At 58.8% G+C, this 11829-nt stretch carries 6 protein-coding genes, 5 tRNA genes and 1 riboswitch; of the genes, 9 read left to right on the top strand and 2 right to left on the bottom strand.

Annotated elements, in window-relative coordinates:
- Positions 1-49: 49 nt before the first annotated feature.
- The 6 genes from ACB035_RS08420 to ACB035_RS08395 all read left to right on the top strand — a co-directional run bounded on the left by ACB035_RS08420 (position 50) and on the right by ACB035_RS08395 (position 3321).
- Positions 50-1966 carry a glycoside hydrolase family 19 protein gene (locus ACB035_RS08420; RefSeq protein WP_371167058.1) on the top strand — a complete coding sequence of 639 codons (1917 nt, stop codon included), beginning with the start codon at positions 50-52 and terminating at the stop codon, positions 1964-1966.
- A gap of 788 nt (positions 1967-2754) precedes the next feature.
- Positions 2755-2830: transfer RNA gene (locus tag ACB035_RS08415), tRNA-Ala, on the top strand.
- Positions 2831-2858: 28 nt separating this feature from the next.
- Positions 2859-2934, top strand: a tRNA-Ala gene (locus ACB035_RS08410).
- 63 nt (positions 2935-2997) lie between these two features.
- A tRNA-Ala gene (locus tag ACB035_RS08405) sits at positions 2998-3073 on the top strand.
- A 48-nt stretch (positions 3074-3121) separates the two neighbouring features.
- Positions 3122-3197 (top strand) — tRNA-Ala (locus tag ACB035_RS08400).
- A 48-nt stretch (positions 3198-3245) separates the two neighbouring features.
- A tRNA-Ala gene (locus ACB035_RS08395) sits at positions 3246-3321 on the top strand.
- Positions 3322-3491: 170 nt separating this feature from the next.
- Here ACB035_RS08395 and ACB035_RS08390 read toward each other — a convergent pair.
- Positions 3492-5675 carry an ExeM/NucH family extracellular endonuclease gene (locus ACB035_RS08390; protein ID WP_371167057.1) on the bottom strand — a complete coding sequence of 728 codons (2184 nt, stop codon included), beginning with the start codon at positions 5673-5675 and terminating at the stop codon, positions 3492-3494.
- A 293-nt stretch (positions 5676-5968) separates the two neighbouring features.
- Positions 5969-6051, top strand: a riboswitch (cyclic di-GMP riboswitch).
- Between the two features lie 116 nt (positions 6052-6167).
- On the opposite strand from ACB035_RS08390, the gene ACB035_RS08385 reads away from it, so the two are divergent.
- Together ACB035_RS08385 and ACB035_RS08380 are read left to right on the top strand one after the other, a co-directional pair.
- Positions 6168-9197, top strand: coding sequence for a glycosyl hydrolase family 18 protein (locus ACB035_RS08385; protein WP_371167056.1), 3030 nt, complete (start codon positions 6168-6170; stop codon positions 9195-9197).
- A 139-nt stretch (positions 9198-9336) separates the two neighbouring features.
- On the top strand, positions 9337-10281 hold the full coding sequence (locus tag ACB035_RS08380) for a chemotaxis protein CheV (RefSeq protein WP_005362471.1): 945 nt from the start codon (positions 9337-9339) through the stop codon (positions 10279-10281).
- Between the two features lie 182 nt (positions 10282-10463).
- Here ACB035_RS08380 and ACB035_RS08375 read toward each other — a convergent pair whose 3' ends face one another.
- The gene (locus tag ACB035_RS08375; RefSeq protein ID WP_106842862.1) at positions 10464-11075 is read right to left on the bottom strand and encodes an arylesterase; all 612 of its coding nucleotides are present in this window, start codon (positions 11073-11075) and stop codon (positions 10464-10466) included.
- Between the two features lie 56 nt (positions 11076-11131).
- On the opposite strand from ACB035_RS08375, the gene ACB035_RS08370 reads away from it, so the two are divergent.
- On the top strand, positions 11132-11827 hold the full coding sequence (locus ACB035_RS08370; protein ID WP_139410242.1) for an ABC transporter ATP-binding protein: 696 nt from the start codon (positions 11132-11134) through the stop codon (positions 11825-11827).
- Positions 11828-11829: the final 2 nt, after the last annotated feature.

Raw genomic sequence — 11829 nt, 5'->3', positions numbered from 1 at the left:
GTTCAGGCGGGCTCCGCCTTTTGCCACAAAACCATAGAGAGCAACAATAATGAAAAAAAACCGCATCACCCTTCTGCTTGCCAGCATGATGCTGAGCGGCCACCTGTGGGCGGCCGAGGCATATGACATCAACAAATCCTATCCGGGCGGCAGCCAGGTCAATTACAACGGCCAGGTTTTCGAGGCCAAGTGGTGGGTCAACCCGGGTCAGACTCCCGGCATGGCGGCCGCCAATGAGTGGGATACCCCGTGGAAGCTTGTCGGCGAAGGGGAAGTGACCCCGCCGGATACCGGTGGCGATGACAAGCCCAATCCGCCGACGCCAACTCCGCCGGATGGCAGCACTACCCCCGTCTATATGAGTCAGGCCGAGCTGGATGCCAAAGAGAAGGCGCTGACCGACTTCCCGGCGATGGAAGCGGTCAAGGCTTCCATCGCTACCCGGGACAATCTGGTGGTCGAGGCGGTGCAGCCGGGCCGTGCCGACAACCCGGGCAACGTCAAGCGGGTCGAAACCCTGCTGAGCGAGAGCCAGTTCAACTACCTGTTCCCGCTGCGCGCCCCCGAGTACACCTATCGCGGCCTGTTGCAGGCGGCGGCCAAGTTCCCGGCCCTGTGCAGCGACTATAGCGATGGCCGCGATGCCGATGCCATCTGCCGCAAGACCCTGGCGACCATGTTCGCCCACTTCGCCCAAGAGACTGGCGGCCATGAAAACTGGCGCCCGGAAGCCGAGTGGCGTCAGGCGCTGGTCTACGTGCGCGAGATGGGATGGAATGAGACCATGCGCGGCGGTTACAACGCCGAGTGCCGTCCCGATGTGTGGCAGGGTCAGCAGTGGCCGTGCGGTACGTTCGACAATGGCGAGTTCAAGAGCTACTTTGGCCGCGGCGCCAAGCAGCTCTCCTACAACTACAACTACGGCCCCTTCTCCGAGGCGATGTTCGGTACGGTGCGCACCCTGCTCGACCGCCCCGATCTGGTGGCCGACACTTGGCTGAACCTCGCCAGCGCGGTGTTCTTCTATACCTATCCGCAGCCGCCCAAGCCCTCCATGCTCCATGTCATCGATGGTACCTGGCAGCCGAATGACCATGACAAGCAGAACGGTCTGGTGCCGGGCTTCGGGGTCACCACCCAGATCATCAACGGCGGGGTGGAGTGCGGCGGTCCGGTTGAGCATGCCCAGTCCCAGAACCGCATCAACTACTACCGCGAGTTTGCCAACTACCTCGGGGTGGCGGTGCCATCCGACGAGGTGCTGGGTTGCAAGAATATGAAGGTGTTTGATGACAATGGCGCCGGTGCCTTGCCCATCTATTGGGAGCAGGACTGGAGCTATGTGGCAGAGAACCCCAACGGCGGCAAGAGTTACGCTTGCAAGCTGGTGGGCTACCAGACCCGTTTCAGCGCCTTCAAGGCAGGGGATTACAGCCGCTGCGTTCAGCACTTCTATCCGGAGGTGGTGATCGAGGATAACGGCGGTGGCACCAACCTGCCACCGGTGGCCAATATCACCGGCCCGGCGCAGGCCGAAGGTGGCAGCAAGGTGACCCTTTCCGGCCAGCACTCCAGCGATCCGGAAGGCAAGCCGCTGACTTATGCCTGGACTATCCCGGCTGGAGCCTCTGCCCCGGCACTGGATCAGGTAACACTGGAGTTGACCCTGCCCAAGCCGGCCAGCGATACCAAACTGGATATCAAACTGACGGTCACTGATGAAGGTAATCTGAGCCGCAGCACTACCCATAGCCTGCTGGTGAAAGGGGAGGAGGGGGGTGTAACGCCGCCTGACTATCCGGCCTATAAAGAGGGGACTCCCTACAAGGCGGGCGAGCGGGTCAGCAACGGCGGTGCCAGCTACGAGTGCAAACCGCACCCCTACACCGGCTGGTGTGCCGGTGCCGCCTGGGCTTATGAGCCGGGCAAGGGCACGGCTTGGGCCGATGCCTGGATCAAGCTCTGAGCCGTTTCAGGGTTACAACGCTTACCGATTAGCCAGCGCACTATCTGGTGTAATCACAGTCTGGAGCAATAAAAGATGGGGCCTGCGGGCCCCATTCTTGTTTGGTGGAGTTCAGGTTTGGCCGTGGAACATCTGGCCCGGACAGGACAGCGCCTCGAAAGGGCTGTGTGATGATGTGTGTTGTAGTTTTATTACGTTTTCCGTGAAAGGCTTTCAGCAATTACTTGCCGTAGCGGAAGTAGTATTCACGGGTGGAGGGGGCATAGGCATCTTTCTCTACAACGCCGTTCTTGGTGGTTGCACCGCGCAGGTGGAACAGGACTGCCAGATTCTCAAACATGGTTTACCTCATCGCTCTGTCATTTATGGTTATGGTGTGTGACCTGGGTCACGGTTTGATCCTATGGTCATTTGTGAGCCAGATCAACTTTCTGTGTTGTAAATTTACAAAAATCATGGAAAGGGTTTTCAAATGCAATGCCCTTTATGGAAAGGCTTTCCCGAGGTGACGGGGGAGAAGCTGACGATCAGCCTGCAAAAGATGCTTGAGAGCGGGGGCGTTGCACGGGGAAAGAGGCTTGCTGCACGGCCTCTCCTTTATAGGTGCTTGAGCCGATTTATGACATAAAACAGAGAGATAGCACGCGTCTTGCTGGTAAAAACAGCGAACTGCTGCAATTTTGACTAAACGAATCAGTCGTGGTTATTTTAGGGTTGACAGCAAAGCGGGTGATGCCTATCATGCGCCTCCGTTGCCGGAGATAACTTCGGTGGCGCCGAGGTGAGTTGGGGTTATAGCTCAGCTGGGAGAGCGCTTGCATGGCATGCAAGAGGTCCGCGGTTCGATCCCGCGTAGCTCCACCAAATTCTCCTCGAACAATCTGGAATCAAAGGGGTTATAGCTCAGCTGGGAGAGCGCTTGCATGGCATGCAAGAGGTCCGCGGTTCGATCCCGCGTAGCTCCACCAGATTCTTGATTGTGATTGAATACCCAGGGCAGTGTGGTGTGTATCACCCAAGCCGACCTTTGTGGGGTTATAGCTCAGCTGGGAGAGCGCTTGCATGGCATGCAAGAGGTCCGCGGTTCGATCCCGCGTAGCTCCACCACTATTTAGGATGAATGGCCGCCAGAACCATTTATTCAGTACCGAATTTGGGGTTATAGCTCAGCTGGGAGAGCGCTTGCATGGCATGCAAGAGGTCCGCGGTTCGATCCCGCGTAGCTCCACCATTATTTAGGATGAATGGCCGCCAGAACCATTCATTCAGTACCGAATTTGGGGTTATAGCTCAGCTGGGAGAGCGCTTGCATGGCATGCAAGAGGTCCGCGGTTCGATCCCGCGTAGCTCCACCAAATTCTTGTTACAAGAAGCAAAAGGCCACCGCATCGCGGTGGCCTTTTTGTTTTCTCCATCATTTATTTTCTCCATACGTCCGCGCCTTTCATTTGTAAATCCAATGACCTGAATGAAAAAGCCCGCGAGACTCGCGGGCTTTGCTTGCACTATTCAGATGCGCTTGTGATTAATGGCGACGTCGCCAGGCCAGTGGCAACAGGGCCAGCAGGCCGAGTCCCAGTGCACCACCGCCTGAGGAGGTGTCCGGTTTGGTGGCATCGCTCTCCAGTCTCAGGTCGACGATGATGGGATCATGGTCGGAGGCACTGAAGGGGTTGTCAGACTTGGGCAGGGAGCCGGTGTACTGGCTGCCGTATTCGAACAGGGAGCTCTCGAAGGAGTTGATGTGCCAGTCGGCGACACCAGCCACCTTGCTGGCCAGCGCCGGGTTGGCGAGGGCATAGTCCAGGGTGCCCAGCTCCCCGTCGTAGCTGTAGGAGATGGCTTTCTCCTTGTTGAATTTGACGTTGAGATCGATCAGGCCGTAGCTGCGAGTCACTTCGCGACCGAGCTGTTCATAGGACTGCTCACCGATAAAGGTGTGGGAGGCCGATACGATCTTCCGCTCGCTGGTGGCCGGGTTGTAGTCGGTCAGCACCCGGATCGGATCTTCCTTGGCGTAGGAGTTGAAGTCGCCCACCAGCAGCACCTGGCCCGGCAGTTTGCTGACCGCCTCACCCAGCACCTTGGCGGCAGAGACCCGGAACTCGGTGCACTTGCCTTGCAGGTCGGCCGGTTCTGTCTTGCCATCACCATTTTCGTAGCAGCCTGACCCCTTGGATTTGAGGTGGTTGACCACCAGTGTCAGCGGCTCCTTGCTCTTGGCGAGGGTGAAGGTCTGAACCAGAGAATCGCGCTGACCGGCTGTCTTGGCTACACCACCAGTGGTGTAGCGCTGCTCCGGCAGCTTGATGACGCTGGCATCTCCGCTGGTGGTGAGCAGGGCAGGGCGGTAGATCATCGCCACCATGATGGCGTCACCGCCGAAGAACTTGCCATCGGTAAGGGCAGTGACCGGCAGACGCACATAGGCGTAGTGTTTGCTCGCATCCTTCTGCTGTTCGTTGAGGCGGGTCACCAGATTGTGGAGGGCCGAGTTATCCTCGAAGCCGTTGTTCTCCATCTCCATCAGGCCGAGCAGATCGGCATCCATTGCGGTGATGGCATTGACGATCTTGGTGCGCTGCTTCTCGAACTCGGGCTGGCTCTTGGCACCCCGGTTGCAACCTTTGGCGTTGTCGGCATCCGCCTGATCCTTGCACAGGATATTGAGTGCGCCGCCGATGCTGGAGTGGCTGGTGAAGTAGTTGAGCACGTTGAAGCTGCCGATCCGCAGATCGCTGCCAGCGAGGCGAGCCGGTGCGTCTTGACGATCCTCTTCAGGGCTGCGCAGCAGGGCGCCGGCAGTCAGGGTGACATCGCTCGGTACCACCAGACGGAACGCATCCTTGTTGTATACGATGACCCCCTCCAGCCCGGTCAGTTGATCACCGATGCGCAGATATCCCTGATCGGCATCCCAGCTCGGGAACCAGGGCAGTAGGCCATCCGGTGCTTTGTAATCAGACTCGACCACCAGACGGTTACTGCCATTTTTGGTGGCCAGTGCGACAGCGTCCGCACTGTTGGCAACATGAAGTTGGGTCGGTTTGATCAGCGGGGTTTTGTGGGCCAACTCTACGTTGTTGCGATAGACCTTGTAGTCGAAGCCGTAGTTGCGGGTCAGGTGCAGGTCACTGCTGCTGTCGAGCCGTACCCGCATCCCTTCGTGACGATTGAGGGCTTGCGCCAGCGTCTCCCCTTCATTGACCTGCAGTACGCTGGTCGGCACATTCAGCCCTTGTGCGGTGACTTGCAGGCGGGCTTTGCTGGATTCGAAGGTGGGTTTGAGCTGGGTGCCGCCGTAATACTCCTCGACCTTGGCTTCGAGGCAGAGTTCAGCCCCCGGTTTGATGTCTTTATATTTGGTCGCGAAGTCCTTGTCGTTCAGATAGACAAAGATGCCATCAGAGGTGGCTGGGTTGCCATCGCCCACCGGGTCAGTCAGATAGAAACCCTTGGTCAGGCTTTGGCCCAGCGTCGTCACGATACCGCGAACGTTGAAGGTGCCCGTGCTGATTTTGCCGGTCACATTGCCGTTCTTGTCGGTCACGGTCTGGGTGGCCAGCGCGCTGGCGGAGCCTGTACCCTGAATGGTCGGGATGGGGGTGAGTTGAGCCGGATCGGACGGGCAGACAAATGCCGCATGGGCGCCTGAGGATGCAAGTGCCAGCCCCACGGCCAGCGACAGCAGGGTACGAGTACCTTTCATAGGAGTTCCTTTTTTATTTTTGCCAGTGATTCCATAGCCTTGGCTCGTTGACCAAGGGCGCGCATTGTCACATTTCTGGCATGTCATACCAGTGAGCCAACGCACATTAAACGAATCTGGGAAGACGAGGAAAAGCGTTTTTATGATCCCAGTAACAGTATGATTTTTTTGATAATTCAATCAATTTTAACCCTGTGATCATGACGCTTTCGTGGCAGGGGATAATTCTCTTTGAGAATAAAGATTGAGGGGATCTTGTCGCCTTCCTATACTGGGTTCGTTCCTCACGGAACCCAGGTAAAGGGCAAACCGGCAGTGATGTCGGGGCGCAATGCTTCCGGTCTCGATCGCGGATCCAGATAGCGGGGTTTCCCTGGGTGAGGGGTGGTTTTTGTGGCAGGTCCATTGCCAGTTGTCTGCGCCCATCATGCAGGTTGCGATTGTTCTTTGCCTTGGTGACCAATGCCAAGACAAAACAAGGAAGATAACAATATGCAACAGCTCTTCAGACCCAGCAGGCTTGCCATGCTGGTCGCCCTTGCGGCTGCGCCCGCCTGGGCCCAGGCCGCTTATCCCGCCTATAAATCCGGTACTGCCTACAAGGCTGGCGATATCGTCAGCAACGTCGGTGCCCTCTATGAATGCAAAGAATTTCCCTATTCAGGCTGGTGCGGGGCATCCCCCTATCACTATGAGCCGGGTGTCGGGGTGGTCTGGGCAGATGCCTGGAAGCCCTATGGGGGCGAGGTGCCCCCTCCTGCACTCGGTGTAGCCGTCAGCTCACCGGCTGCCGGTTCCAGTTTTAATGAAGGAGCCAGCGTGGCGCTGGCAGTGACCCTGAGCGGCCCGGTGACGGCGCTGGTTAAAGTGGAATACCTTGTCGACGGCAAGCTGGTCGCCACGGCCAGCGCCTCGCCCTGGAGTGCCAGCTGGAGCGCTGCCGGAGTGGGAGGCCATACCCTCAAGGCTCGCGCGCTGGATAAAGATGGCAAGGTGCTGAGCGAGGCTGATTCGAGCTTCAACGTCGCCGCCGTGGTGGCGCCAGAGGCGCCCAAGGTGAGCATTAGCAGCCCGGCCAGCGGCGCCAAGGTGACGCTGGGTCGCAGCGTGGCGGTGAGCGGTAACGTCACCGATGCCAACAACGATGTGGCCAAAGTCGAGCTCTATGTCGATGGCAAGAAGGTGGGCGAAGATACCACTGCCCCCTGGCAGGTGAACTGGACGCCGGATGCCAAAGGGAGTGCCGCCCTCAAGCTGGTGGCCACTGACAAGAGCAATCTGAGCGGCGAGTCGGCGGCGGTGACCGTCAATGTCGAGGAGGCCGCGCTGCCGCCCACCGGTGGCAACCTCTCTTGTGACATTCGCCAGATCTATCGCCCGGATGGTTACGAGTGCATGGGGGATGACCATGCCCGCCGGGTCATCGGCTACTTCACCTCCTGGCGCACCGGCAAGAATGGCCTGCCCGCCTATCTGGTGAGCGATATTCCGTGGAACAAGATCACCCACATCAACTACGCCTTCGCGGCGGTGGATGAGCAGAGCCATCAGGTCAAGGTGGACGACGCTGCCACCAAGATGACCTGGGATGGTGTGCCGGGTGCCGAGATGGATCCTGAATTTGCCTACAAGGGCCACTTCAACCTGCTGTCGAAGTACAAGAAGCAGTATCCGGACGTGAAGACCCTCATCTCGGTCGGCGGCTGGGCCGATACGCGCGGCTTCTACACCGCCACCACCAAGGGCGATTGCTCGGTCAATACTGCCGGTATCAACACCCTGGCTGACTCGGCGGTGAATTTTATCCGCCAGTACGGTTTTGACGGGGTCGATATCGACTACGAATACCCCACCTCGATGAAGGATGCGGGCAACCCCAACGATTTCCCGCTCTCCAACCAGTGCCGGGCCAAGCTGTTTGCCAATTACGAGGTGCTGATGAAGACTTTGCGGGCGCGGCTCGACAACGCAGGTAACGAAGATGGCCGCAAGTATATGCTGACCATCGCCTCACCGGCTTCTGCCTATCTGCTGCGTGGGATGGAGAACTTCCAGGTCACCCAGTACCTCGATTACGTCAACCTGATGACCTATGACTTCCACGGTGCCTGGAACCACTTTGTCGGTCACAACGCGGCCCTGTTCGACAACAATGCCGACCCCGAGCTCTCCCATTGGGGCGTCTATACCCAGACCCAGTTTGGCGGTATCGGTTACCTCAACGCCGCCTGGTCTGCCCACTACTTCCGCGGTGCGCTGGCGGCTGGCAAGATCAACGTCGGTGTGCCCTATTACACCCGCGGTTGGCAGGGGGTGAGCGGTGGCAGTCATGGGTTGGGTGGCAAGGCAGCCCTGCCGAGCCAGAACGAGTGCCAGCCGGGCACAGGTGGCAGCACCATTCCGTGCGGCAACGGGGCGGTCGGCATCGACAACATCTGGCATGATCTCGACAAGAACGGCAAAGAGATCGGCGGTGGCGCCGTGCCCATGTGGCATGCCAAGAACCTGGAGCATGCAGCCAGCCTCGGCATCACCACGCTGCCCAGCTACGGCACGGCCTGGGGTCTGGATCCCAACAATCCGGCTCACGTGATGCAGGGCAAGTATGTGCGTTACTACGATGAGAAGGCCCACGCGCCCTGGCTGTGGAACGAAGAGAAGAAGGTGTTCCTCTCAACCGAAGATGAAGAGTCAATGGGCCACAAGCTCGACTACATCATCAAGCGCGGTCTGGGTGGCGTGATGTTCTGGGAAATGGCGGGTGATTACGCCTTCGATCCGGCCAAGAACGAGTACGGCATGGGTAGTACCCTGACCACCCTGGCTTATGAGAAGTTTGCCAAGGCAACTCCGTACAACACCAAGCAAAACGATCTGGCCGCGCCGAGCGCCCAGCTCGACATCCAGGTCAGCCTCTCCGGCTTCAAGGAAGGGGACTCCAACTATCCGATCAACCCGAAACTCAAGCTGGTCAACAAGTCGACCCAGACCATTCCGGGCGGCGCGCGCATCGAGTTTCTGGTGCCCACCTCTACCTCTGACACCATCACGGATCAGAGTGGCATGGGCCTGAAAGTGGTGGAGAGCGGTGGCAACGACAACTCGGAAGGCATTGCCAACGAGAAGGACTTCCACAAGGTCGCCATGAACCTGCCGGGCTGGCAGACTCTGGCGCCGGGGGCCGAGATTGAAGTCGCCATGACCTACTACCTGCCCGCCGCTGGCGTGCCGAGCGGTATGCGCATCATCAGCGGCAGCCAGACCATTGGTCTCAAGGCCGAGTTCCCGACCCTGCCGGAGGCCGTGCTGGGCTCGGGTGGCGGCGAGAATCCGGGTACCAGCTGCAGCAGCCAGAACGTCAATCCGGCGGCCTACAAGGCCTATCCGAGCTGGCCACAGGGGGATCATGCCAATGGCGGCGATCGCATCACCCATAACAAGGTAGTGTGGCAGGCGAACTGGTGGACCAGCAGCGAGCCCAAGGCAACCGATGGCAGCTGGAAGTCTGTCTGTAGCTATTGATTTTAAAATCAATGAGATAAGTGAGGCTTCGGCCTCACTTTTTTTGTCTGGTTGGTCGCTCTGGTTGAAAATGCGCCTGCCTTTCCTGGCGGGCAGCCTCTATAATAGAGTCGATTAATAATCAGATGGATATCAGCGTATGGCGAGTATATTGGATTCCGTTGATCAACGAACTCAACTGGTGGGTGAAAACCGACTCGAGTTGTTGATGTTTCGTCTCGGCACCCGTCAGATGTTCGCCATCAACGTCTTCAAGGTACGGGAAGTGGTCAAGTTGCCCCATCTGAGCAAGATGCCGGGCTCCCATCACAATATCAGTGGGGTGGCCAATATCCGTGGTACCTCGATCCCGGTGATCAACCTGCGCAGCGCCATCGGCATGCGTCCCATGCCCATCGACAGTGAATCCAACCTCATCATCACCGAGTACAACCGTACCATTCAGGGCTTTCTGGTAGGGCAGGTGGCCAACATCGTCAACATGACCTGGAAGGATATACTGCCGCCGCCGCGCTCCGCCGGGCGCGCCAACTACCTCACTGCCATCACCCGCATTCCCGAAGATGGAGTGGAGCAGATCGTCGAGATCATCGACGTGGAGAAGGTATTGGCGGAGATCATCACCTATGACATCCGCATCTCCGAGGAGGTGCTGGACCGGGAGATCCTGCCCGAGATGCATGGACGCAAAGTGCTGATCGTCGATGACTCCAGCACCGCCCGCAATCTGGTGCGCGAGACCCTGGGCCAGCTTGGGCTTGAGGTGATCGAGTGTCAGGATGGTCTGCAGGCGCTGACCCTGCTCAAGGGGTGGTGCGATGCTGGCAAGAAGGTGACCGACGAGATCCTGCTGATGATCACCGATGCCGAAATGCCGGAGATGGACGGCTACCGCCTGACCCACGAGGTGCGCAGCGATCCGCGTATGTCCGATCTCTTTATCACCCTCAACACCTCCCTGAGCGGCAACTTCAACGAAGCCATGGTCAAGAAGGTGGGGTGCGACCGCTTTATCTCCAAATTCCAGCCCGACTTGCTGGTGGGGGTGGCCCAGGAGCGGCTGCGTCAGGTGCTGGAAAGCTGAGAAGTTGCCTGCAGGTTATGCTAAATCAATAACAACACATCCCGCTTCGGCGGGATGTGTTGTTATTGGGTATTGGCGATGGATTGGTTGAATCAAGGTGCCACGCAGAGATCGTCGACCATTCAAAACATCCGATTTTGGCGGGATATTTTGTTATGGGATATTGGTGATAGACGGCGGGCTTATTGGCTGAGCAGCGGCTCCATAAAGCGGGCGACTTTATCGCGGATTTGTGGCTGGGCCGCCGGGGTGGGATGAATACCATCGTTCATCATAAGTTCAGGGCGCAGCGCAATATCATCCATAAAGAAGGGGAGCAGCGGCAGATCGTTAGCCTGGGCCAACTCGGGAAAGATCTGTTCGAACTGGCGCAGATAGCGGGCACCGTAGTTGCGGGGCAGCTGGATTTGGGTCAACACCACACGGGTCTGCTGCTCCTTGGCGAGCGCGATCATGCTGGCCAGATTCTGGCGGGTAATGGTCGGTGCGAAGCCGCGCAGGCCATCGTTGCCCCCCAGTTCGATCAGCAGCCAGTCCGGCTTGTGCTCCTTCAGCAGAGCGGGCAGACGGGCCAGCGCCCCCTGGGTCGTTTCACCGCTGATGCTGGCATTGAGCAGAGTGTGTTTGCCCCCCTCTTCCTGCCATTTCTGGTTGAGCAGGGCGGGCCAGCTCTGCTCAACCTGCATCTGATAGCCAGCGCTCAGGCTGTCTCCCAGCACCAGCAGGGTTTGGGCCTGAGCCGACGAGAGCAGGCTGCCGAGGCCAACGAACAAGACAAACAGAATACGCACCATCAATTCAACTCCCGCTATGGATTGTCATCAAGGGATTGGAACAAAGGATACAGAGCATGAGTTCAACCCCCATTATTGTCGTCAAGGGCCTCGGCAAATCGGTTCGCCTCGGCCAGGAAAGCCTCACCATCCTTGAAGGGATCGATCTGCAAGTCAATAGCGGCGAGACGGTGGCGCTGGTCGGTGCCTCCGGCTCCGGCAAGTCCACCTTGCTGGGGCTGCTGGCCGGGCTCGATCTGCCGAGTCAGGGGGATATCGAGATCCTCGGCAAATCCCTTGGCGAGCTGGATGAGGAGGGGCGAGCCCGATTGCGCGCCGAGCAGATCGGCTTTGTGTTCCAGTCGTTCCTGTTGCTCCCGACCATGACGGCGCTGGAGAATGTGATGCTGCCCGCCGAGTTGCGCGGCGAGCGGGATTGCGAGCCAAGAGCGCGTGAACTGCTGGCGGCGGTCGGGCTTGGCGAGCGGTTGCACCATCTGCCGCCACGGCTTTCCGGCGGTGAGCAGCAGCGGGTGGCCATTGCTCGCGCCTTTATGACCCGTCCCAGCCTGCTGCTGGCAGACGAGCCGACCGGCAACCTCGACAGCAAGACCGGCGAGAAGGTGATCGAGCTGCTGTTTGAACTCAATCGCAAGCACGGCACCACGCTGGTGGTGGTAACCCATGACCATCAGCTGGCCGAACGCTGCCAGCGGCAAGTGGTCATGACGGCGGGTCGGCTGGAGCGCGAGGTGCCCCATGATGTGGTGTAACG

The sequence above is a fragment of the Aeromonas sp. S12(2024) genome, from assembly GCF_041402305.1.
Lineage (GTDB): Bacteria > Pseudomonadota > Gammaproteobacteria > Enterobacterales > Aeromonadaceae > Aeromonas > Aeromonas veronii.
Note: the sequence above shows the minus strand (reverse complement) of the source record. Positions and strands in the feature narration are given on the sequence as shown.